This is a genomic window from Niveibacterium sp. COAC-50, assembly GCF_013184235.1.
Taxonomy (GTDB): Bacteria; Pseudomonadota; Gammaproteobacteria; order Burkholderiales; family Rhodocyclaceae; genus Niveibacterium; species Niveibacterium microcysteis.
Genome location: NZ_JABCJM010000001.1, coordinates 1,267,496 through 1,291,688 on the forward strand (window position 1 = coordinate 1,267,496; position 24,193 = coordinate 1,291,688).

At 66.0% G+C, this 24,193-nt stretch carries 10 protein-coding genes; 2 read left to right on the forward strand and 8 right to left on the reverse strand.

The window, feature by feature from the left end:
• Window positions 1–6: 6 nt before the first annotated feature.
• Window positions 7–2,163, reverse strand: coding sequence for a YgiQ family radical SAM protein (locus HH302_RS05700; RefSeq protein ID WP_216661822.1), 2,157 nt, complete (start codon window positions 2,161–2,163; stop codon window positions 7–9).
• Between the two features lie 306 nt (window positions 2,164–2,469).
• Between HH302_RS05700 and HH302_RS05705 the strand changes: the two genes are divergently transcribed.
• Window positions 2,470–3,786, forward strand: a complete 1,317-nt coding sequence (locus HH302_RS05705) for a hypothetical protein (protein ID WP_172199403.1) — start codon at window positions 2,470–2,472, stop codon at window positions 3,784–3,786.
• A gap of 25 nt (window positions 3,787–3,811) precedes the next feature.
• On the opposite strand, the gene HH302_RS05710 is transcribed toward HH302_RS05705, so the two are convergent.
• The 3 genes from HH302_RS05710 to HH302_RS05720 all read right to left on the reverse strand — a co-directional run bounded on the left by HH302_RS05710 (window position 3,812) and on the right by HH302_RS05720 (window position 10,818).
• On the reverse strand, window positions 3,812–9,184 hold the full coding sequence (locus HH302_RS05710) for an AAA family ATPase (protein WP_172199406.1): 5,373 nt from the start codon (window positions 9,182–9,184) through the stop codon (window positions 3,812–3,814).
• Window positions 9,185–9,211: 27 nt separating this feature from the next.
• A complete protein-coding gene (locus HH302_RS05715) occupies window positions 9,212–9,928 on the reverse strand; it encodes a hypothetical protein (RefSeq protein ID WP_172199409.1) in 717 nt (238 codons plus the stop codon).
• A 101-nt stretch (window positions 9,929–10,029) separates the two neighbouring features.
• A complete protein-coding gene (locus tag HH302_RS05720) occupies window positions 10,030–10,818 on the reverse strand; it encodes a gamma-glutamylcyclotransferase family protein (protein WP_172199412.1) in 789 nt (262 codons plus the stop codon).
• Window positions 10,819–11,106: 288 nt separating this feature from the next.
• On the opposite strand from HH302_RS05720, the gene HH302_RS05725 reads away from it, so the two are divergent.
• Entirely contained in the window at window positions 11,107–13,506 is a 2,400-nt protein-coding gene (locus tag HH302_RS05725; RefSeq protein WP_172199414.1) for an alkaline phosphatase family protein, read from the forward strand.
• 70 nt (window positions 13,507–13,576) lie between these two features.
• Here the strand turns inward: HH302_RS05725 and recD are convergent, their stop codons facing one another.
• The 4 genes from recD to recC all read right to left on the reverse strand — a co-directional run bounded on the left by recD (window position 13,577) and on the right by recC (window position 24,144).
• Window positions 13,577–15,385, reverse strand: a complete 1,809-nt coding sequence (recD, locus tag HH302_RS05730; protein ID WP_216661759.1) for an exodeoxyribonuclease V subunit alpha — start codon at window positions 15,383–15,385, stop codon at window positions 13,577–13,579.
• Window positions 15,382–16,206: a hypothetical protein gene (locus HH302_RS05735; RefSeq protein WP_172199417.1), complete on the reverse strand. Its 825-nt coding sequence runs from the start codon at window positions 16,204–16,206 to the stop codon at window positions 15,382–15,384. Before HH302_RS05735 ends, recD begins: the two co-directional genes overlap by 4 nt.
• A gap of 928 nt (window positions 16,207–17,134) precedes the next feature.
• Complete coding sequence (gene recB / locus HH302_RS05740; RefSeq protein ID WP_172199420.1) at window positions 17,135–20,827, reverse strand: exodeoxyribonuclease V subunit beta; 3,693 nt, start codon at window positions 20,825–20,827, stop codon at window positions 17,135–17,137.
• Window positions 20,824–24,144 (reverse strand): exodeoxyribonuclease V subunit gamma, encoded by a 3,321-nt coding sequence (recC, locus tag HH302_RS05745; RefSeq protein WP_172199423.1) that lies wholly within the window; start codon window positions 24,142–24,144, stop codon window positions 20,824–20,826. Before recC ends, recB begins: the two co-directional genes overlap by 4 nt.
• Window positions 24,145–24,193: the final 49 nt, after the last annotated feature.

The window sequence follows — 24,193 nt, forward strand, 5'->3', positions numbered from 1 at the left end:
ATGGAATCAGCGTGGACGTCCTTGCTTGTTGCGCGGTGCATTGCGCGCTGTTTGCGCTTTGGGTGGCGCTTTTTGCGCTGAGCGCCCGCCGGCTTTGGCTGCGGGCGGCGTAGCCGGCTTGCCACGCCCGTTCGGGGTAATGGCGTGCACGAAATCGTTGCCCCGCGGCTTCAGGCCGGCGCGTTGCAGGCGCGCTGGCGCAGCGCGCGGCACCAGGTGGTGCGGGCCGTTGCCGATCAGGTCGTCGCGCCCGATCGAATGCAGGTACTCGCGGATCAGCTCATGTCCGGCCGGGTCGTGGTAACGCAGCAACGCCTTGTGCAGCTTGCGCTGCACACCGGAGCGAGCGGTCTCGACGATCTCCGAATCGCGACTGACCTTGCGCAAGGGGTTCCTGCGCGTGTGGTACATCGCGGTCGCCATCGCCAGCGGCGTCGGCGTGAAGGTCTGCACCTGGTCCGGGCGGAAGTCGTTGGCCTTCAACCACAGCGCGAGGTTCAGCATGTCCTCGTCGGTGGTGCCGGGGTGGGCGGCGATGAAGTAGGGCACGAGGTGCTGCTTCTTGCCGGCCTCCTTCGAGAACTTGTCGAACAGGCGCTTGAACTTGTCGTAGGTGCCGATGCCCGGCTTCATCATCTTCGACAGCGTGTTCTCTTCGGTGTGCTCCGGCGCAATCTTCAGAAGCCCGCTGACGTGGTGCGTCACCAGCTCCTTCACGTACTCCGGCGAGCGCACCGCGAGGTCGTAACGCAGGCCCGAACCGATGGTGATCTTCTTGACGCCCGGAATCCGCCGCGCCTTGCGGTAGAGCTCGATGAGCGACGAGTGGTCGGTGTTCAGGTTCTCGCAGATGCCGGGGTACACGCATGAGAGGCGCCGGCACGAGGACTCGATCTTCGGGTCCTTGCAGGCCATGCGGTACATGTTGGCCGTCGGGCCGCCAAGATCGGTGATGTGGCCGCGGAACTCCGGGATCTTGTCGCGGATCTCCTCGATTTCCTTGAGGATCGATTCGTGCGAGCGGCTCTGGATGATGCGACCCTCGTGCTCGGTGATCGAGCAGAAGGTGCAGCCGCCGAAGCAGCCGCGCATGATGTTGATCGAGAAACGGATCATCTCCCACGCCGGGATGTGCGCATCGCCATACACCGGGTGCGGCGCGCGGGCGTAGGGCTGATCGAAGACCCAGTCCATCTCCTCGGTGGTGAGCGGCACCGGCGGCGGGTTGAGCCACACGTCGCGGTCCCCATGCCCTTGCACCAGCGCACGCGCGTTGCCGGGGTTGGATTCGAGGTGGAACACGCGAGAGGTATGCGCGTACAGCACCGCATCGTCCTTCACCTGCTCGAAGGCCGGCAGGCGGATCACCGTTTTGGCGCGCTGCGCCTTGCGGGCCGCGACGCGCTCGGCCGCCGGCACGATGCGCACCGGCATCGAACCATCGGCGTTCGGTGCGCTGGCCGTCTGCTGCGGCTCCATCGCGTAGGGATCGGGGTGCGGGTCGATGCGGCCGGGGCGGTCCAGATCGGTCGAGTCCTGCTCGACCCAGTCTTCCGCCGGCTTCCAACCGCGCTTGACCATGAAGGCGGTGCCGCGCAGGTCGCGGATGTTCTCGATCGCCTCACCGGCGGCGAGGCGATGCGCAAGGTCGATGACTGCGCGTTCGGCGCTGCCGAAGAGCAGCAGGTCGGCTTTCGAATCCGGCAGCACCGAGCGGCGCACCTTGTCCGACCAGTAGTCGTAGTGCGCGATGCGGCGCAGGCTCGCTTCGATCGACCCGATCACGATGTTCGCGTCGGGATAGGCCTCGCGGGCGCGCTGGGCATACACGGTCACGGCGCGGTCCGGGCGCTTGCCAGCCTCGCCGTGCGGCGTGTAGGCGTCGTCCGAGCGGATCTTCCGGTCCGCGGTGTAGCGGTTGATCATCGAATCCATGTTCCCGGCGGTCACGCCAAAGAACAGCGCCGGGCGGCCCAGCGCCCGGAAGGGCTCGGCCGAGGTCCAGTCCGGCTGCGCGATGATGCCGACGCGGAAGCCCTGCGCCTCCAGCGCGCGACCGATCAGCGCCATGCCGAAGCTCGGGTGGTCGATGTAGGCGTCGCCGGTCACCAGGATGATGTCGCACACGTCCCAGCCCAGCGCGTCCATCTCGGCACGCGACATCGGCAGGAAGGGCGCGCGACGCTTCAGTTTGCGGTGGCGCGGGTAGTCGAGAAGGGAGGGGGCTTCAGCTCGCATGAGGGGGCGGATTGTACGGGAATGCGGGGCTTCGCGCCGTAAGTGATGAGGGGCAGAAGGCATGCAGGGCAGGTTAAAAACCCTTTTCGCGTCAGTGACATGCGTCAACGTGAAAATGTACTGGCGGGCGCCCGTGGGGGTACATAGACTGCAACGGTCCTGCGTGCGCGTGGCGTGTTCATGTGCGCAGCAGCCGATCGCCACCCCAAAACAGACAGAGAGACAAGAACCATGATCGAGTATTTGCTGCCGGGCCGCCGCGGCTACCAGGAAAAGCTGTATCCGAATCCCTTGTTGCTCAAACCGGACGTGGGTCTGAAGACCTTCGCAGAAGTGATCGCGCACTTCACCGCGAGTTCCCTCGCGCAGGACGGGATCGCTATCAAGCCGGACTCGCTGAAGGTCATTCGCGGCGAGGCGGGGTACCGCATACGCTTTGACCCAATGCCCGGCTTCGAGTCACAGGCCGAGCAGTTCAAGGCGATGCATATCGCGATGCTCGATGAGGCCCACTTTGGCCTCGCGCTCAAGGGGGCGGACGCTTGCAAGCGCACACCCGCCTGGAATCCGATGGCCGGCTTCCCGGTGAATCGCAGTGATGGCCCCTCGGAATGGTTGCCCTGTCTGCCGCTTGGCATGCCGATCGCCAATCAGCGCGCCGTATCCCTGATGCACTACCCGCCGATCGTCGCGTACCGCACTGCGGACTACCTCAACAACATGACGCTGCGACGCTGGGCGCAGCTACTCACTTGCGTCGGCATCCAGGAGACGAGCTTGTATCACTCGATCCTGGATGTGAACCCGATCGCCGCGCCCGGTTCGGGGGAGAGCGAATACCCCAACGACTACTTTCCGATCAACCTGACATCGCAGTTCTTCGACGACGAGAAGCATGGCCTCACCTACGTGCGGTCGATGCTGGAGCTGATGCTCAACCCGCCAGCGAACGCATCCAACCCGCTGACGCTACCGCTGCTGGTGTGCGGTTCGCCGCTCTACGATCCGCAGGCGCCGGGCTGGTTCCGTACCCGCTACAAGGCGCTGCTGCCGAAGGATCAGAACGGCTCCCCCACGGTAGAGGTGCTGCAGGTGGGGCTCGTGCGCCTGAACCCGGACAGTCCGAAGCAAACCCCCTACATGATCGCCAACCACATGATCGCTGCGGGGGTGACCGGCCAGTGCACCGGCGATCCCTCGAAGATCCCGAACATTCAGAAGTACGAGGCCGAAGACCTTGTCGCCGCGACCTGGCTGAGCCTTTACGCAGACGCGGTCGCACACGGCAAAGCCTTCGACCCGCAGGCCGCGAAGGAGGCTGCCTGCATGCGCTGGTTCGGCGCGCCCAATGGCGACGGCGCTCCCAACCCGCCGGACCCGAACGACCGCCTCACGATCTGTGCGCTGGCGCAGATGGATCTGTGTTTCGACCCGGTGAAGATCGCGCCGATGTACACCTTTGACCAGGCAAAGCAGCGCTGCCAGCAGAAGGGTGGTAGCAGCTATTCGCCGTGTTTCGGATGTGCGCCCGTGTCGCCTGGCATTTGATAACCCGCTCGAGGCGGCTGCGGATTCACTTGTGCATGAGCTTCTCGACACCCTGCCACTCGGGTGCCGGGGCTTCCTGGAGGTAGCGTTCGCATCGCGCGATGAATAGCTGCGGCACCGTATCGTCTGGCGTGTGGGCGGCAATGGTTTTGAAGGCCGCTAGCGCCGCGTCGAATTGCCGTGCGTAGTAGAGCGACATCGCGGTTCGCAGCATGTCGCGGGTGGCGAGGAGGGCGTCACGCTGGGCCTCCACCTCGGCGTCGATGACCTGGTAGAGCGCTACAGGGAGGCTTTTTCCCTTCACGGCGACGCGGTCCACCAGGCGGGTTTCAATTGAATCGGGGCGCGCGAGGCTCAGGTAGGTCTGCTCGCCGATCAGCAAGCGCGCGTGGTAGACCTTGGTGAGTTGCTCGATGCGCGAGGCGAGATTCACCGTGTCGCCAATCACCGAACACTGGATGCGGTCGTGCCCACCAACGGTGCCCAGCACTACGGGCCCGCTATTGATGCCGACCCCCATTTGCAAGGTTGGTTGGTCGGCGGCGATAGAGCGTTCATTGAAGGCTTCCAGCGCCCGCCACATGTCGATACCGGCGTGCACCGCGGCGTCCGAAGCAGTATCGAACAATGCCTTGATTTCGTCGCCGGCGAACGAGTCGATGAAGCCACCGGAATGCGTGATCGGCGACTCCATGCTGACGAAGAATCGGTTGAGCAGGGCGATGACGGTACGTGGGTCGAGGCGCTCTGCGAGCGGCGTGAAACCGCGCAGGTCGGCGAACATCACGCTCATGTTCTTCGCGACGTGTTCGCCGAGGTCAACCTGTGCGATGTCCCGGCGGTTCAGGCTTTCGAGGAACTGGCTGGGGACAAAGCGACGCTGCGCTTCAACCAGGTGAAGTTGCGACGCGTACAGCCGCGCGTTTTCCATCGAGATCGACGCCTGGGCGGCGAGCAGTTTCAGGATCTCGATCCGGTCTTCCGTGAATACGCCGGCTGCGAGCCGGTTCTCCATGTAGATCACCCCCTCGAACTTGCCCTGGCGCAGCAGCGGTACGCAGAGTACCGAGCGGGGCTTGTGGGCGAGCAGGTATGCGTCACGTGCGAAGTGGCCGGGTGCGGTCGCGTCGGCAAGCACGATCGCCTGCTGGGTGTGCATCACCTGATAGATGATCGACATCGGCAGTGGCAGCGCGGTGTCGGCGGCGTCAATGGCGCGCGCTGCCTGCACTTCGTCCTTGCCGGCTTCGCAGGCGCCTTCCATGACGAGTTGGCCATCGTGTCGAACCACAAAGCAGCCACGCTGGCCGCCCGCGTTCTCAAGCATGATGCGCATCGTCGTGCTGAGCAGCCGTTCGAGCACGATCTCGCCAGAGATCGCTTGCGAGGCTTTCATGACGGACGCGATGTCGAGCGCACCGGCTTCTGGCGACTCCTCGCTACTGTCCGACGGCGGGTTGCCCGCGCTGGGCAGTGGGCCCGGCGCAGCGTGCCAGCCGCGTAACTGAGGGAACTCGCTTTCCAGGTGCGCTACCTTGCGATGCGCGCCCCAGCGTTGGTACAGATGCCGTGCGGCGCTCAGATAGCCCTCGGCGGCCTTGCGCCGATTGATCGCAAGCAGATGCCGCGCGGCACGTTCGTTGGCCATCGCCTCATCCCGCCGGAAGCCGCTTGCGTGGGCGGCGTCCGCGGCCTGCTCGTAGCGCCGGAGTGCCAACTCGTTGCGGCCATCGAGTCGCGCGAGTTCCGCTTCCATCAAGTGCTGCAGGTGCAGGAAGTTATCGGGGCAATGCCCGGCCCAGCGGGCCATGCGACGCAGATCCGCGCGCAGGCGTTTGAGCGTTTCGCGCTGTTCGGTCTCATCCATCTGGGGAACGAGGCTCGCCAGCGTGATGAATGCGGCAATCTGGAATCGCACCAACTGCGGCAGCGACATCGCCGAGGCCATCAGCTTGTCCTGCGCCCGCACATGCTTGAGCGCTTCGGTGTACTCACCGTACAGGCAGCAGATCTCGACCTTGTAGATGTGGTAGTTCGCCACACCGGTCATGAAGCGACGCTGCAACATGCCTTCAAGGCAGCGCTGCTCGTCGAAGCCTGGGTCGTTCATCGAACACAGCGCTTCGGTGCGGCCAAGGAAATTGCGCTGCATTTGCAGGAACAGCGTGCCGGAGTCGAGCGAGTCCTGGTACGCGCAATCGCGCACGATGCTGAGGAAGTCCGCGTGTTCCTGCTCGGCCGTTTCGAGGTCGAGCTTGGGGTCCCAGATGATGCAGTCCTGCGCGCTGTAGGCAAGGTAGAGCAGGTCACCGGATTGATATCCGGATTCGATCCCGCGCCGGAACCAGGGCGTCATGCTGGACCAGTGCTGGCTCCAGTGGTGCACGAACATCGTGTAGACGTACAGCACGCGCGACTTGAGCGTGATGTCATCGAAGCGATCGTTCATCGCCACGGCGAGCTGGCCGTACGCGTAACCCGTCGCCGGGTCGTCCAGCACGCCACACAGCAACATGCCGTAGGCGGCGTAAGCGAACGCGGCCTCCGGGCTGTTGCCGCTCTGCAGCGAGATGTTCACCGACTTCAGCACGAGGAAGGGGAACAGGTTCCCGCTGCCGGAGAGGAAGGCGGCGGGGAAGATCTCCATCAGCAAGCGGATCGCGACCTTCTTTGCCGGGTCGGTCAGCGGTGGGGCGTCGATCAGCGATGCAATCGGTCGCCCGCCCAGGTTGCGTTTGACCGCCGCTTTTTCACGCTGGATGGCGGCCCGATCCGGGTTGTCCGTGATGCGCATGCCGAGGAGCGAGAGCCCCATGATGGCGGCGCGGATCGACTCGGTCATCTTCCCGGTGGTCGCGTATTGCCGCGTGCGCATCGAGAGGATGTCCGCCTTCTCGAGCGCGGTGCGGGCACGCGCGAGCAGCTGTTCGATGCCGGCTTCGGCCTCGTCGTAGCGCGCGGTGAGGTAGGCACATTGCTGCAACTCGGACGCAAGCGCCTTCGCCAGTTCGTATTCGCTGTCCCACGCGTCCTGCGGCAGCAGCGATTGGCCGATGCGCAGATACTCGAGCGCCGACTCGTAGGCTGAGGATCGTTGCGCCTTGATGCCTGCCGCCAGGTTCAGGCGCGCCAGCGTGAGGCGTTCGGCGGGATCGTCGATCAGTCGGCGACCTTCGTTGAGGTGGTCCGCGATGTCGATCAGGCGAGCGTCGCGCTCGTCGGCATCGGCGTGCTGCAGGATCAGCCTGCCGACCGAGAGGTGCACGGCCTGCTTCTGGTCTTCGTCGATCAGCGCGTAGGCGGCCTGTTGCACGCGGTCGTGCTGGAAGCGGTAGACCGGGTTCAGCGCCGCGGCGTCGTCAGCGGGGATTTCGCCCGCGCCAGCGGCGCCGAAGAGCCTGTAGTCATCCTGCAGCGGAATCACCATGTGGCGCTTGAGTGCGGGCATCAATGCCGCACTGGTCGCATCCATTGATCGCTGGTGGATCACCGCTAGGGTTCGCAGGTCAAAGCGGCTGCCAATGCAGGCGGCGAGCTGCAGCACACGCTGGGTATCGGGTGCCAGCTTGCGCAGGTTGGCAACGACGAGGTCGACCACGTTCCCGCTGAGCCCGCTCTGCTGCACGGCGGCCATGTCCCAGCGCCAGCGACCAATCTCCGGCGCGAAGCGGATCGCGCGAGATTGCTCCAGTGTCCGCAGCATCTCGGTAAGGAAGAACGGGTTGCCTTGTGCCTTGTCGTGTAGCAACGCGGCGAGCGGGGCGCTGTCGGCCGGCGCACAACCCAGCGTGTCGGCCACGAGCAGCTCCACCGATGCTTGCTCCAGGGGGCGCAGCGGCAATTCGTGGATCGTGCGGGATTCTTCGACCTCGTTGAGCGCAAGCCGCAGCGGGTGACCCACGTCGACTTCATTGCTACGGTAGGCGCCGATGAACAGCAATCGGGTCAGCTCGCGCGCGCTTGCGAGCCACCGGATCAGGTTCAACGACGATGCGTCGCTGAACTGCAGGTCGTCGAGGAAGATCACGAGCGGCTGCTCGGCCGTGATCGCACGGATAAAGTTGAGCAGCGCGATCTGGAAACGGTTTTGCGCCTCGGTGGGCGGTAGCTCCGGCACGGCGGGTTGCGGGCCGATGATGCGTTCGAGCTCCGGCATCAGATCGGTCAGTAGCCGCGCGTTTGGCGCCACCGCGGCGAGAATCCGCTCGCGCAGCGCTGCGGTGCGCGCTTCCGGCTCGGCCAGCAACTGCGGCACCAGACTGCGCAGCGCCAGCCCGACGGCCGAGTAAGGGGTGCTGCGATGGAACTGGTCGAACTTGCCCTGGATCAGATAGCCGTTGCGCCGCACGAGCGGCTTGGCGATCTCATTGACCAGCGCCGATTTGCCGATGCCCGAGTAGCCGGACACCATGCAGAACTCGGTGGCGCCTGTCGCCACATGCTCAAACAGGGCGAGCAGCGTTGCAAGTTCCGGTTCGCGGCCGTAGAGCTTCTGCGGGATCTGGAACTTGCGTGAGACGTCGCGTTCGCCCAAGGCGAAGCTGGGCACCGAACCGGTCTGCGACAAGGCGCGCTGGCAGCGTTGCAGGTCGGCGATCAATCCGTAGCTGCTCTGGTAGCGATCCTCCGCATTCTTTGCGAGCAGCTTCAGTACGATTGCCGACACCGCGTCCGGTATGCCAGGCCGCACATCGCTCGGCGAGCGGGGCGCCGCGCTGATGTGGGCATGTACCCATTCGAGCGTTGACGATGCCTGAAAGGGCAACGTACCAGTCAGCAGTTCGTAGAGCGTGACGCCCAGGGAATAGAAGTCGGAGCGGTAGTCCAGATCGCGGTTCATGCGCCCGGTCTGCTCGGGCGAAATGTACGGCAGCACGCCTTCTATACGCCGGGAATGCGCATAGTTGGGCCGCTCGCGCGAGAGCTCGGAACAGATGCCGAAGTCGATCAGCCGGATTGCGCCCGCGTCGTTCAGCAGAATGCTGTGGGGCTGGATGTTCTTGTGGACGACATCGAATTCGTGCACATGGCCAATCGTCTCTGCCACGTGGATCGCGACGTCGAAGAACAGATCCAGTGGCACGTCGGCGCCGCGCTGCGAAGCGATCCGATGGGCGAGCGGGTGGCCGAAACGCTCGAATACGACCGCCAGGTTCCCGTTTCCGTGCGGCTCCAGACCATGTACGCGGATGACGCCTTCAACCGGCTGCAAGCGCAGCGTAACCTGGAACTCGCGCAGCAACTCGGCAACGCTTTGCTTGCCGGGATACTCGGCTGAAAGCGTCTTGATGATCAGGGGTGCATTGTCTTCGAGGCGTATCGCCTCGAAGACCGAACGCACACGGGACTGATGCAGTGCCGCGCCGATCTGGTAGCCGGAGAGCTCGGGCGCGGGCATGCAGGGGTGCGCGATGAGTTGCGAGCCTTAGCCCGCAAAGACCTGCGCAATACGCGCGCCGTAGGCTTCCGCTGCGATGTCGCGCAGCGGCTCGCCATGGCCGCACAGCGCATGCTTGAAGCTGAGTTCGCGCAGGCGCGAGAAGTCGTCGCCCTTCGGCTCGCTGACCTGCATCCACACCGGGCCGAAGTTCGCCCGCTGGAAGAAGCCCATGCCGGCCATCATGTCGCGCGACTCGTTCGAGAAGAAGTCGTCGGGCTGCACCCAGTTCTGCAACGCGTCGCAGGCGACCAGGATGCCGCCCGCGCGGTCGATGTGCAGGATCGCTTCCGGCAGTTTTGTGGTTTTGAATTCGAAGACGCTGCAGCCCTTGAAGGGCACTTCACCGCCCGGCACGAGGTCGACGTCCGCCGTCAGGCCGCCTTCGTGCTGCATGCCGGGCAGGGCCCAGAAGCGCGCGCCGTAACGTGCCTTGTAGAACGCATCGTCGCGGCCATGCAGCGAACCGATCTTCACGAGATTGACCACGCGCCCGAGGGCTTCGAGCTGTGCCAGACCCGCGTCGTCAAGCCGCACGGAGTTGATCAGCGTGAGTTCGTCGCCATCGCGCACCACCGTCATGTTGCGGCTGAAGTGCCAGTGGGCGTTCATCAGCTCGGTCTTCATCGTGCCGGTGACGAAGAAGACGTCGGGGAACACCTCTTCCAGCGGGCCGTGCGGCAGGGGTGGTGCGTATTGATCCATGGCAAAAAACCTCGCGATTGTCAGGGGCTACAGGGTACTTCGCAGCACGAACTGCCGCAATCGCAAAACACGCCGTAATCAAGTGGCGGCGCGCCGATGCCTCAGTCGTAATGGTAGCGACCGACGTATTCGTACTCGTCGCTGTAGGCGTGCAGGTATTCGTCGAGGTAGGCGCGCTGTGCGGGCGTCAGGCGGTTGTGGCGGATGTCGTCCAGCGTCTCGCTGCCGTCGGAGTGATCGAGCCGCTTGAGGTGGAAGAGCGTCATGTCGCGCCCACCGAAGAAGCCCTTCAGGAAGTCGTGCTGCCAGCGGGCACCCGACATGTCGAACACCGAGCCGGCCAGCGCGGTGTAGAGCGGGTGGTTGGCAAGGCTCGCCGCATCGAAGTCTGGATAGTCTCCAGCCGGGGGCACGAAGGGGGCAACCGGCTTCTTGACGTGCACCGGCGTGGCGCGCAGCGCGGCGATGTAGTCGGGGTCGAGTTGTGATGCCTCCGCGCCTTTGAGCAGAATGTTCAGGTAGCGCTGCGTGGGCCGGCATTGTTCGTCGATGAATGAGGGGATGCCGACATAAGCAGTGGCGGCCTGCAGGCCCCGTTCTGTTTCTAGCTGCACCGTGATGCGGTCGTAGCCGTGCCCGTAGGCTTCCGCGGCGTCAAGCAGCGCAAGGTGCTGCGGCTCACACAGATGAAGCACACCCCAGACATGGTCTGCGGGGTGGGTGCTCGGCTCGATATTGCCAACGCCGCCTTCGTGGCGGAAGAAGTGGTGCACGTTGAACCGGAGCCGCCAGCCCCGCAGCACGGCGCGCATCGATTCGCGGGGCTCCACACCCTTGGCGCGCAGCGAGCGCAGATCCATGTTCGATCCGTAGCCGAAATACCAGAACACCCCTCATCCTCCGCAAGGCAGACACAGTCAGGTCGAGGTTAGCACGTCGGTTTCCTTGCCCGCATTTGACCAGGCCGCCCACGTCGGCGATTGAAAGGGCGTCGGGTGACTTGACGCACCCGATCGGGATTGGGCCCAACAGTCCAGGTATTTTTCACGTGCGGAATGTGGTGCGAAAACACGTCGACGCCTTAAGCGCCTGCTAAGCTGAAACGGATCGCGCCGCGAGTGCGCGACACCATAACAACACGGCTGTGCAACGCGCGCGGCCCCCTGCGGAGAATCACGATGACCACGCACAGCCCAGCCGTGCCCGTTTCGCACGACTACCTGATCAGCCGTTCGGACACAGACGATGCCTACGCGATGTGGCGCATCAATTTGGATGGGCCCGATCTGCTGCAACGCATGCCGCTGAAGCCGGACGCCAAGTTCGATCGCAGCCATCAGATCCTGTCGATCGGGCGCTATCTGCTCGAATGGGGGCCGGTGGCGCTGGAGGCCTATCAGGCAAGCTTCCCGTACCGGCTGTTCGAGTTCGATCCCGCCAGCGACGACCCGCTCGCCGGCGCGCCAGTGCAGAAGGGGCTGTGGCCGAAGTCCAAGTTCTGGTGGTCGCGGCCGGATTTCGGCAACCCCAACGGCGCCGCGAAGAGTTTCGACTCCGGCAAGAATCTGATGCTCGTGCCGATGGGCGGCTTCGTCCTCAACCTGATTCCGCAAGCAGGGCGCGGCACTTTCCAGCTGTGGAACTTCGACCCCAATCCGGTCGCGCCGTGCCAATCCGATCCGCTTCCCAAGCCTTACTCACCGCAAGGTGCTTTTGATTCCATTGCGGCCGGCCATGAGCTGATTCCGTTCGGCAACTATGTACTTGATCGCGTGGCCGAGACGGGCGACTACTGGGTCTGGAGCTTCGATCCGGGCAACGAATTCCCGCTGGCACGCCCGAGCATCCAGCATGGCCGCTGGGCGGACATCGACGCCAGTCATCAACTGGTTGCAATCGGCGAACATGTGCTCGATTGGGTGCCTGCCGATCGCAGCTACCGCCTGTGGCGATTTGATTCGCGCTCGGCCAATCCGCTCACCGGGCCGGTTCGCAGCGGCGTGCTGCCGGCGGACTTCGATGCGCATACGACGCTGACGGCGATCCAGTCACTGCGGCCCGTTTGCGAACAGCGCAAGGCGGTGCCGGGCACCGTCGACTTCATGCGCGACAAGATCAAGCATGTCGTGTACCTGATGCTTGAGAACCGCTCCTTCGACCATGTCTGCGGCTGGCTGTACGAGAAGGGCGAAGCCGGCATCCACTTTGTCGGCAACGATGCGCCCTTCGACGGTGCGAGCACGGAAATGTTCAACTTCGGCACCGACGACAAGGGCGCCGAACGCAAGGTCTATCTGAGCCAGTACAAGGACGGCAAGCTCAGCGATGACTGGTCGCTCGACTTCCTTACCGTGGATCCGTATCACGACCATTCCGACGTGATGCGCCAGTACTTCTACAAGAACCCCCACGGCTACGCCGAGCGCGCCACGCCGGACATGGGCGGCTTCGTGTGGAACAACGCATCCGATTCGGTGATGCTGACCTACAGCCCGACGCAACTGCCGGTGCTCAACGGGCTCGCCAAGCACTACGCCGTGTCCGACGCCTGGTTCAGCTCGATGCCGGGCGCGACCGATTCGAACCGTGCATTCGCCTTCTCCGGCTCCGCACTCGGTCAACTCAACAACTTCCAGAATGGTGCGCAGTACGTCGACTGGCCGGATACGTGGCATCGCCAGTCGATCTGGAAGGTGCTGTGGACCAACGGCTACACCGACTGGAAGATCTACAACTCGATCGAGTGGATGGGCTTCGTCCATACCTACCACCTGTATCTTCAGGGGCAGATTCCCTCGGTGGACGCGAACCCCTCGGCGCACATCGCGAGCATCGAGCAGTTCAAGGACGATGCGCGTGCAGGCAAACTGCCTGCGTTCAGCTTCCTGGAGCCGGTCTGGGTCGGCTCGGCTGGCACAACGTCCTACCACCCGGGGCCGGATGTGATTCCTGGCGAACAGGCGCTGAACGAATTGTTCAACGCGATGAAGGCAGGGCCAGCGTGGAACGAGACGCTGTTTGTCATCACCTTCGACGAGCACGGCGGCATCTACGACCATGTGGCGCCGCCGTATGCCGAGAACCCGTGGCCGAACGACATCGTGGATGGCTACCGCTTCGACATGATGGGCGTGCGCGTGCCGACCATCCTGGTGTCACCGTGGATCAAGGAGAAAACGGTCTTCCGTTCATCCACGCCAGTTCATTACGACGCCACCTCGATCCTTGCCACGTTGCTGCACTGGTACGGCATTCCGAAGACCACCTGGGCACTGGGAGACCGAACCGACCGCGCGCCGACCTTCGAAGCCGTGTTCCAGCGCACGACACCGCGCACCGACGCGCCGGAGCTGACGCCGCCGTACGACAGCGATTTCCCGCGGGAAGGCAAGCCGAATCCGGATCTCGCGCTCAACGATCTGCACCGCCTGATGACGCCTCGCATCATCTGGGCCATCGCACGCGGCAAGCTCAGCGCCGGGGAGGCAACCAAGGTGTCGGACGACATACTCGCCCGCGCCACCAACCTCGCGACCCTGCATGCCTTGATCGACGAGTTTGCGAAGCGGATGGCCTGAACGCGGCGCCCAGTTGGGCAACTGGCACCAGCCAGGTAGGCGCGATCTGCCTGGCTGGCGCTGCCGCGCGTCAGCGTGAGCCTTGCATCAACTGCCGCCCCAGTCCGCTCCGCCGTCGTGTCGGCTGGGCGCAGGCGGCGATGAAGACTTCGCCATTCCCGGAGATTTCGACGGCCGATGCGGCCCGCGTGACGGCGGTGTAGGCCAGCTCGCGCGTCATTACTGCTGCGGCGCTGCCCGGCAGCAGCAGATGCACGCGCTCGAACTCCGACCCCTGTGACTTGTGCACCGTCATCGCGAACGCATCGGTGTGTTCGGGCAGGCGGCTGGGCGTCAGCCGACGCCAGGTGCCATCGCTATCGGGGAAGGCGACGGCCAGCTCGCCGTCCGGCCCCGCCACACAGAGGCCGATGTCGCCATTGAACACCCGCAGCGCATAGTCGTTGCGCAGGATCATCACCGCACGGCCTCGGTACCACGGGCTGCTGCTGGCCGGTGTGGTCAGCCGGCGCACGCGTTGTGCAACGAATTCGTTGGTCGCCATCACGCCGCGCGGCCCCGCCTGCACCGCGCACAGCACGCGGAAGCGATCGAGCGCGCGCATCAACGCGGCCGGGTCATGACCAGCCGCCTTGTCAAGCAGCGCCTCGAAGTAGGGCGCATAGCCTGCAAGCACGGCCGCCAGGCTCGCCGCGCTGGGCGCGTCGCCTGCGTCATCGATCCAGCGCACCGACTGGTCGGTGCCCGCCTGCATCCAGGCCAGAGCCTCCACACCGCGGCCGGCGTTGATGTCTGATGCGAGCCGGCCAATGCCGGAGTCCGCGCGGAAGCGGCGGCTTTCGGTCAGCCACACCACCGAGTCCGGCAGCGGTGCAACGCCGCTGGCGATGTCGCGAAGGGCGTCGGGCTCACCGCCGACAAGGGTCGCGAGTTCGGCCGCGCGCCGATCGCTGAAGCGCTGCCCGGCAGAGAGCTCGGCAAACACGGCGCCGGCCTCCACCGCGGCAAGCTGATCCTTGTCGCCGAGCAGAATCAGCCGTGCGCCGGTAGGCATCGCTTCGACCAGCCGCGTCGCCAGCGCCAGATCCAGCATCGAGGCTTCGTCCACCACCAAGGCATCGATCGGCAGCGGGTTGTCGCGATGGTGACGGAAGCGCCCGGCCTCGCTGGTGACACCCAGCAGGCGGTGGATCGTCCACGCCTCGGTCGGCAAGCGTTCACGGATCGCCGAGGGCAGGTCCGCGGTGCGGCGGCGCAGGGTGTCCATCATCCGCGCGGCGGCCTTGCCGGTGGGCGCCGCGAGCGCGACTCGTGTGTCTGGTTGCAGCGTCAAGAGTGCTGCGAGCAACCCGACCACGGTGTGCGTCTTCCCGGTGCCCGGCCCGCCGGAAATCACCGTCAGCCCACCTTGCAGCGCAAGTGCCGCGGCCAGCTTCTGCCGGTCCGGCCCGCTGCGTTGTGCGTCGGCTGGGAAGAGCTGGTCGAGCTGGGCGCGCAGGCGGGCGATGTCGGCATCGGCCAGCGCAAACGGCTGCGCCAGTGCATGCAAGGCGCTCGCGAGGCGGCGCTCGTAGTCGTGGTAACGCCACAGGTACAGGCGGCCGCTGCCATCGGCGAACAGGGGCGCTGGCTCGGCGGAGGCGTCGTCCGCCACCACGCTGGTCGCCAGCAGCGCGGCGTGCAGCTCATCGGGTGGCATCGCCTGCCACGGCGGCGGCAGCGCATCTACATGGGCGCAGACATGGCCGTCGGCGGTGGCGGCCGACACCAGCCGCGCGGCCGCGTCGGCGAGGGCGACGGCGGGCTCGCTGGCGCCGGCGCGCTGCGCCCAGCGGGTGATGTGGTGGGCGAAGCCGTCGGGGAGAGGGGACGGGTTCATCGGCCCGGCTCCGGTGCCGGAATCAGAACTTGGTCGACAAATTTGCGGGTTGCCGCCTCGGTGCCAACGGACTGGTTCGGACAGCGATAGGCATTCAACCAAGGCGGGGAAACCGTGTGTTGCTCAAAACCGCCCGCGATTGCATAGCGCGTGAGCTCACCCATCACTTCATTGGTCTGGGTGTCGATGACTTTGAGGGTGGTGCTGGCCACACCCATCGCCCGCTCTTCAGGGATCACGTGGTCTTCATAGGTCACGGCATAGCGTGGCGCGGGGTCGGCAGCTGGAACTCGGTCAAGGAATACGTTCCACCACTCCGTCTTTGCGCTGAGATCGCGCTCCCGGCGGAGTGTATAGCGGTAACGTTTTCCGTCCTTCTCGTCGACTACGTCGACGTAGCGGTAGCCGGGTTTGTTTGAGGGGTCGCTGCTGTTGAAGTCGGTGGTGATAAAACCGCGACGTGTGGGGGATACGGGCTCTCCCGTTGGCGACGGCGAATGCTCGTAGCCCAGAAAAGTCTCGATGTACTCGTTGCTGGTGGCTTCTTTGGCAAACGCCGCGCCGGGAAAGTTGCGGTCGTACCACTCCGGGTCCGCGGCCCTGGGCCGAACCTTGAGCAGCAAGACCCCCTCCACGCCTTCGACCTTGCGGTATATCTTTTCACCGGCCACGGTCTCGCATTTGTTCTCCCAGTACGCCAATGCAGCCTTGCCCTGTTCCTTCGCCGGGTCGCTGCAGGCGCTGAGCAGGGTGGTGGCGAGTAGCAGCGCGGCAAAGCGCCGGGGTCGTTTGCTGGGGCCGACGGGGCTCTTTGGTGCCATTTGGATTGCGTGTGGGTGAGTCATTGTTTTGGCTGAGGATTGGAGCCAGCCGTGGGGCTTGGGCTGAGTAGCGCGAAGTCCGCATTTCGGGTGCCTGATCGTGGGATGCGGCTTGCGATGGGTGTTGGTGATTTGCTGGCGTGCGTTGGCCGGGAGTCCGTCCCGGCGGCCGGGTTCCTTTCTCTTGCTTGCCCAAGAGAAAGGAACCAAAGAGAAGGGCACCCGGCGTTCGCGGTCAGGCGCAAGCGCCTGACTTCCCTCGCGTGCTCGCGAAATCGGGCGGCTGCGGAACTCGGCCCTGCGGGCCTCAGACAGTCCTCGCCGTCGGCGCTCCGCGCCGATTCCCCGACCCCGCTGCGCCACTCGGCGCTCTCGACGGGACCCAAAGTCAAAACCATCGGTTGATCGACGCGGCCGGGTTGTTCGTAGCCGGGCTGGAGCGGAGCGGAATCTGTGGCTGCTGCCGTCAACGGTGCAACCGCACCTCCCGGATTCCGGCCTTCGCCCTGTGTTCGGGCTACGGAAACAAGGAAACGGTCAATCGTCGACGCCTTTCCATCGCCCTCTGAAACGCCGAGCAGCGCAGCGTTGCCGGGTTCCGACGTGCGCAGCACGGCGGGGCCGAGGACTGTTCGAGCACCGAGCGAAGCGAGGGCGAGTTCCGCAGGCCCCCGGCGACGGGAGCAGCGCAGGGTACCCCGCCACAGGCGGGGCGTTGAAGCGGGGCGATTTTCTTTGGGTACTTTCTTTGTTCGCGCAAAGAAAGTACCCCGGCCGCCGGGCCGGGACCCGGCTTCAGCGGACACACCATCGCCGCGCAACACGGCCGATCGCAAGCCGCAAACACAGCAACGTTGGGCTTCGCAAAGCTCAGCGCAACCTACGACCGTGTCGCTAGCCGCTTCGCGAAGCGTCAGTGCGTGGCCGGTCATAAGGTCAAAACTCCGCCATCACCACCACCCGCAATCAAAGCATCCAACGCTTCAATATCCGCGCGACTCGGCCGCCGGAAATACACCCCGGCCTGAGCGCCGTCCTCCGCCAACCACCCCGGCCGTACGCCCCGGACAAACAAATAGAGCGCCCCCCCGATGTGACTGTCGTAGTCGTAGTGCGGCAGCCGTAGCTTCAAGTGACGGTGCAGCGCGACGAGGTAGAGCAGGTATTGCAGGTGGTAGCCGTGCGCGGCCATCGCGTCGGCCAGCGCTTCGCCGCGGTAGTCGTCGGCGTTGAAGCCGAGCATGTTGGATTTCCAGTCCAGCACCCAGTAACGGCCTTCGTGTTCAAACACCAGATCGATGAAGCCGGAGAGGTAGCCGTGCAGGCTCTGGAAGCCTAGCGGCGGCATGCGGTAGCCACGCTCGGCGAGCCAGGCGTTGAGGCGCGCGGCGTTCAAGGTCGACGCCGGCAGGTTGAAGCCCATTTCGATGAGTCGCCGCTTTATCGGTAGCTCCGTCAGGCGCAGGCCGGCTGGCAGCGGTGTGCTGACGACGTCGCGGATCAGGCCGGTGAGTTGGGCCACCTGACGCGCCAGCTCGCCACGGCTGCCTTCGATGCCGCGTTGCGGGTGATCACGCAGCGCGGCGCGGGCGGCGGCGTCCCAGCTCGCCGGGTCGGTGAAATCGGCTCGCTCGAAGGCTGCGTGCATGCAGTCGCCGGCCGATGCGCCACGCGGGAAGTGCAGCACGTCCTCGGGCGGGATGCTCGCCGGCGTCGGGCCGAGCGGGCGCGGCGCGGCGAGGGCGTCATGGTCCTGCTCGGCACCGTGGGCACTGTGCGCGCCTTGCACGAGGCGGCTGAAGCTGCCGATCTTCCAGGCGTCCGGAATGTGCGCGGGCGCAGGCAGGGCGGTGAGCTGGTCGAGCGGCGGCGCGGTAAGGTCGAGCGGGATTGCAGCCCCAACGGGCAGCGGTGTCAGCGCGATGTCGCCAGCGGCGGCTTCGGCAATGCGCTGCCATGCGGCGTCGATCTCCGCGGCAGTCGCCTCGCCAGCGTCCCACACCTGCTGATCGCTGCCAGCGCCGGCGGCGATCCAGTTCAGCACGCTGCGCGCCGATTCCTTGGTGCTGACGCTCTTGCCGGCGGGCTTGAGGTAGTTGCCGACGACGACGTAGCTGCGGAACACCGCGCGGGTCAGCGCGACGTAGGCGAGCCGCACGTCTTCGGCGGCGCGTTCGCGTTTGCGGGCCTGCTTGATCGTGTCGTCGTCGCCGGCTTCGGGGCGGTAGTCGAGCACGATGCGGCCGTTCGCGTCGTGGTATTCGACCGCGTCGCCGCTGGCATCGCTGCGGCGGTGGCCGTCCCACAGGAAGGGCGTGAAGGTGATCGGGTATTCCAGCCCTTTGGACTTGTGGATCGTGACGATCTGCACCAGCTTGCGGTCAGATTCCAGGCGCAACTGTGCAACCTCTTCATGGCGATCGGCCTGCAACTGGTCGGCAAACCAGCGCATCTGCGCCTCGGGCGAGCGATGGGTATCGCTGGCTTGCTGCAGCAACTCTGCGAGATGAAGCAGGTTCGTGAGCCGGCGTTCGCCGTCGCCGGCTGCGAGCATGCGGGCGACTACGCTTTGCTTGGCGTCGTCGCCAGCCAGCCAGCGGCGCAACATCATGCCGATGCCACGGTGGTTCCACAATTCGCGCCATTCGGCGAAGCGGGTGACCTGCGCTTGCAGGCGCGCTTCGTTGTGATCCAGTGCAGCGAGCGCTTCGGCGGTTTCGCCCATCAGCGTGGTGGCGAGTGCTGCGCGCAGCAGGCCCACGCGCGCAGGCTCGCGCACCGCGTGCAACACGCGGGCGAGCTCGGTGGCTTCCAGCGTCTGGAACACGTCGGACTGTGAGATCTCGACACTGGCGACGCCGACCTGCGCCAGTGCGGCTTTGATCAGCGCGGCCTGCTTGTGGCTGCGCACCAGCACCGCAATGTCCGCCGCAGCGAGCGGGCGGCCGCCGATGCGGATCTCGCCGCGCTGGCCGGCAGCGAGCAGTCGCGCGATTTCGCTGGCGCAGGCCGCGGGCACCTGAGTCATCGCCGCGCTGCGCAGCATTGCACCGCCGGCTTCGCCGAGCGGCAGTTGCCACAGGTGCAGTGCCGCGTTGGGCGTTCCGCTCTCGTCGCTGAAGACCGGGCGCGGCTTGGCGCCGACCCGCACGGTTTCGTAGCCCAGCTTGGGCAGCACGAAGGCGCCGGGGTTGGCGTTGAACAGCGTGTTGAGCGCGTTGATCAGCGGGCCGGTGGAGCGCTGGTTCTCGCGCAGCGTGTAGCGATGCTGGGCCGCGTCGCCGGCGGCAAGGTAGGTGTGCAGATCGGCGTTGCGGAAGCTGTAGATTGCCTGCTTCGGGTCGCCCACGAGGAACAGCGGCCCCGCCGGATCGCCGGCATAGATCTTCGAGAACACTTCGAACTGCACCGGGTCGGTATCCTGAAATTCGTCGATCAGCGCGGCGGGGTAGTGCTCGCGCAGCGCGGCGGCGAGCCACGGGTTCGCGCCGGAGGTGAGCGCGCGGTGCAGGTTGGCGAGCATGTCGTCGTAGGCCACCACCCGCGCACGCCGCTTCGCGGCACGCAGGGATTCGCCCGCGGTGGTGAGCATGCGGCGAATCAGCCCAAGGCGCGCATGTTCGAGCGCCTGTTCGGCACTGTTCCGGGCGGCGACCAGCGCCTCGGCCGCGTCGAAGAACGCGTGTTCTGGCGCGGTGCGGTTCTTGTTGAGCTTGCCTGCGATGAAGCCAGCGCGCATCAGACGCAGCGGCGATTTGTCGCTCGACGGCGCGACGACGGTGCTCAGTTCGTCGCCGCTGTCGAACCACGCTTCCCACTCGGCCGCACTGGCGTCGATCAGATGCGGCTTGTACGACGCTGCGTTGAGATCCTTCGCGGCGGCGGCTTGTTTGAGGACTTCGGCTGGCGGCGGGTTCGCTGCAAATGCGGCCCGCGCTTCGTCGAACAGTTGCCGGAGCGTATCGGGCGACGGTGCGTCTTCGGGCGCCGCGGGCCATTCAACCTTCGCCAGCGGGCGCGCGAGCGATTCGCGCAACAGCTTGGCCCAGGTGTCCGGCGTGTCCTTGCGCAACAGCAGCCATCCAGCAAGGGAGGGCGGCAGGGTGTCGATGGCGACTTCGCGCCGCCAGAAATCGGCCACCGCTTCGCGGATCAGCGCATGGTCGTCGGGGGTGACATCGAGCTTGAACGGCAGGCCCGCCGCGAAAGGGGTATCTGCCAGCGCACGCTGGCAGAAGCCGTGGATCGTGAAGATCGCCGCTTCGTCGAAGGTCTGCAGGGCCAGTTCGAGCTGGCTGCGCAGGCGTGCCTCGTCCGCGACACCGCTTGCACGCACCGCGGTGAGCAACTGCGGCACGAAGGGGTCGCCCGCGCTGCCGCGGCCGTCGAGGTGGGCAAGCGTTTCGACGATGCGCTGGCGGATCCGCTCGCGCAGTTCTGCGGTGGCGGCCTTTGTGAAGGTGACGACCAGAATCCGCTCGACCGGCAGGCCGTGTTCGAGCAGGAGCCGCAGATACAGGCCGCAGATGTTCCAGGTCTTGCCGGTGCCGGCCGAGGCTTCGATCAGGCTGATGCCGGACAGCGGGCAGGCGAAGACGTCGAGATCGCGCAGCCTGCTCATGCCGTGCGCTCCGCGTCGGTGATCAGCAGGCCGAACACATCCAGCGCGACTTGCTCGAATTCCGCGTCGAGCGGATCGGCGACGCCGCGCAGCGCGAGCTGGTAGTGGGGGTCTTCATTCTCACCGGCGAACATCGCGCTGTCCCACTTCTTTCGGGCTTCGGAGAGGCGTTGTCCGCTCTCCACATAGGCCCAGGCACTCTTCGGGTAGAAGTGCAGCGGCCGTGTCTGGCCGAGGCGATACCAGCCAAGCAGGCTTTGCAGGTGGGCGAGCGCGGTGGCGGGGGCTAGTGGCGCCAGCGTCAGCGTCTCGTCGCTGGCAAGGTGCTGCGTGCTTGCGACCACGCCGCTCGGCGCCGCGGCACAGAGTACCAGGTGATGCAGGATCGCCTCGACGCGGTCGGCCGCGCGCAGGGCGTCGAGTCGGTAACGGTACTGACCGCTCGCGCGCAGCCCGGCGAGGTTGCCGCTCAGGCGCCATGTCTCGCCGGCCAGATCGAAGTTCAGCGCGATGGGCACCGGCGCCAGCGCCGCTTCGTTGCGCAGTGGTTGCAGCTTCTGCGAAAAGGCGGCGAGCTGCGCCACCACATCGGCCCGCTGCACGTTGCCCAGGGCGCCGTGCGGGTATTCGTTACCCGCTGCGACGCGGGCGCGCAGTTGATCAATCGAACTGCCGGCAAGTACGTCAGCCTCCAGGCGCTGGAAGAGGGCGCGGATGCCTTCGTAGTCGGCGACGAAGGGTTCCTCATCCGCCAGCGCGTCTTCACCCTTGGCGAGCTGAATGCCAAGCCGCTGGCGCAACAGCGCACGCGATGGGTTGCGGAAGAAGCGGATGAAGCGGTCCAGCGGCACGTCTCGCAGTGAGGCGTCGATGGCGAGTGGGGTGGTGAAGAAGGGCGGGGCCGTGCTGGTTTCGTCCTGCGCCTCGCGCTCATCGTCCGGATCGGAGGACGGAGGCCCGAGCGGCGCCTCGGGCGCGCGCTGTGCGTCGGCGAGGCCAGCGCGCAGCGCGTCGCAGAGTTCTGCGTTGTGGCTGTGCAGGCGGGGGTCGGCGCCGGGCAGGAAGAGATCCAGCGCGAAGGGTTGCAGCGGGTGTTCCACCAAGAGCCGGGCGCGCGCAGCGGCGATGGCTTCTGGCGAGGTATCGGTCGCGGTCAGCTCGGCGAGCGCATCGAGCAGTTCCGCCACGAGTACCGAGGGCGGCAACGCGGCGTTGTCGCGCAGGCTGCGGCCGGTGTAGGCGAGGATGAAGTGATCCCGCGCGCTGAGCAGCAGGTCGAGGAACAGGTTGCGGTCGTCGAAGCGGCGCTGGCGATCGCCCCGGCGCGGGTTGCGCGCGAGCAGGTCAAATTCCGCCGGGCGGTCGGTGCCGGGGAAGGCGCCGTCGTCCATGCCGAGCGCGCAGACCACCCGGTAGGGCAATGGGCGCAGGCTGGCCATCGCGGCGAAGGTGACACCGCCAGTGGGCACCCCGCCGCGCGCAGGCTGTTCGAGCAGGTCAGCGAGCGCGCGGATCACGATGTCTGGCGTGAGTACGGCGTCGCCGGCCGCATCCATCTGCCGATGTAGCTCGGCCACCGTCGCGCGCAAGGTGCGCAGATCTTCCGCCCATTCGAAGCTCGGGGGGATGTAGCGTGCGAGCAGGTCGTCCAGCTCACCGCGCCAGGCTTCGGCGCTGCGCGGCGTGCGCCAGCGCAGCCGCGTGTCGGCCAGATCCTGTACGAAGCGCCAGAGCTGGCCGAGCGCCTGCGCGGCTTGCCCTTCGGGATTGGCGGCGCCGGTTCGGCCCGCGAACACTGCGTCGTCGCCCAGCGCGTAGGCGAGGAAGAGCCGCTCCAGCCCATCGGCGAAGCTGTGCACATCGTGTTCCGGCAGGCCCAGTTCGCTGCGCTGGCGAGCGTCGAGGCCCCAGCGGATGCCGGCGCTGGCGACCCAATCGCGCACCGTTTCAAGTGCCGCGTCGTCGAGCTGATAGCGCGCCGCAATCGGTGCGAGTTGCAGCAGATCGAACACCGCGCTGGCCGGGAAGCGGCCGGGCAGCAGATCGAGTAGGGCGGCGAGCGTACTCGCGACAAGGTTCTCGCGCGTCTGGCCGCGGCCGGTAATGGTGTAGGGGATGCGGCGTGCTGGCGGGGCGGTGCCGAACACGGCGTCGATCAGCGGCGCGGCGGTGGCCAGATCCGGCACCACGACCAGCACATCGCTTGGCCGGATCGGCGAACCCGGCGCGGCTGAACCCGCGCCAAGCAGCGCCAGAAGCCGGTCCTGCAAGGCTTCGAGCTGGCGGGTGAGCGAATGGCACACGTGGACTTCGATGCTGCGGTCGTCCGCCTCCAGGGCGAAACTCGCCGGTCCCAGTTCCTGCAGGTCGAGTACGGCGTTCTGCACATGGCCCAGCAGCGTGGCGGCCGGGGCTTCGTTGAACCGGCTGTCGGCTTCCTCGAGGGCGTCGTCGTTTTCGAACAGCAGGTCGATATGACCCTGCGTCTGCCGCCCCCAGGCAGCGAGCAGGCGGTTGCCGACCTCGTGGAAGTCGGACCGACCCTGTGCGGCGAGAAAGCTGAGCCTGCGCGCCGGTACGATTTCGAACCAGTGTTCGCGGCAGGGGTTGAGCACGTAGAGCTGCACCTCGCGGTAGTCCGCGAAGGCGCGCAGCAGGTCAAGGTGCAGCGGGGGCAGGGCGGGCAGGGCGAATATATGCACCGGGCCGCAGTCGGCCGGCGCGGCGGCGCGCTGAGGTTGTTCCTGCAACAGGCGGATGAACGGGTGCTGCCCGGCGACGCCCAATGCGCTGGTCACCCGGCGCCACAAGTCACCCAGCCAGTCGGCAGTGTCGCGATCGTTTCCGGCGGGTAGCGGCAGTGGGCGACGCAGTCGCCACTGTTCCACCCAGTCGGGCCGGTAGGTCACGGTGTCCGTAAATACGCGGGCGACTTGCTCGGCGAGTTCGAAGCGCATCACCGCGTCGGCATCGGCAAGGTAGCCGGCAACGCCGGGGTGACTGCGCACGAAATCCCCGTCGTTCAATTGCACCAGAATCGCCCATGTCAGGCGGCCAGTGTCGAGCGGTGAGCGCTCTGGCGCCGGCATCCACTGCCCCACCTCCTGCCACAGCCACTGGCCGAGGAAGGGAAAGTCCACTTGGGCGCAGAGCCCGAAACGGTCCGCCATGTCGAGCTCGATACGGCGGCGCACGGCCGTATTCGGCACGATGACCGTCTGCCGGTCGAACGGGCCGGGCTGCTCGGCCTGAAGGCGGGCAAGCAGGATCTGTTCAAGGGTTTCGAAGCGGTTGGCGAAGCTGACGCGGATCGGCATGGGGCAAGTCTATCGCGAGCCAAGCTCGCCCGATGAGCCACGCCGCGTG

Coding starts and splice junctions, on each gene's coding strand:
- HH302_RS05700 (WP_216661822.1), bottom strand. CDS start 2,163: ATGTCGCGTGCCGAGATGGACGCGCTGGGCTGGGACGTGTGCGACATC.
- HH302_RS05705 (WP_172199403.1), top strand. CDS start 2,470: ATGATCGAGTATTTGCTGCCGGGCCGCCGCGGCTACCAGGAAAAGCTG.
- HH302_RS05710 (WP_172199406.1), bottom strand. CDS start 9,184: ATGCCCGCGCCCGAGCTCTCCGGCTACCAGATCGGCGCGGCACTGCAT.
- HH302_RS05715 (WP_172199409.1), bottom strand. CDS start 9,928: ATGGATCAATACGCACCACCCCTGCCGCACGGCCCGCTGGAAGAGGTG.
- HH302_RS05725 (WP_172199414.1), top strand. CDS start 11,107: ATGACCACGCACAGCCCAGCCGTGCCCGTTTCGCACGACTACCTGATC.
- recD (WP_216661759.1), bottom strand. CDS start 15,385: ATGAACCCGTCCCCTCTCCCCGACGGCTTCGCCCACCACATCACCCGC.
- HH302_RS05735 (WP_172199417.1), bottom strand. CDS start 16,206: ATGGCACCAAAGAGCCCCGTCGGCCCCAGCAAACGACCCCGGCGCTTT.
- recB (WP_172199420.1), bottom strand. CDS start 20,827: ATGAGCAGGCTGCGCGATCTCGACGTCTTCGCCTGCCCGCTGTCCGGC.
- recC (WP_172199423.1), bottom strand. CDS start 24,144: ATGCCGATCCGCGTCAGCTTCGCCAACCGCTTCGAAACCCTTGAACAG.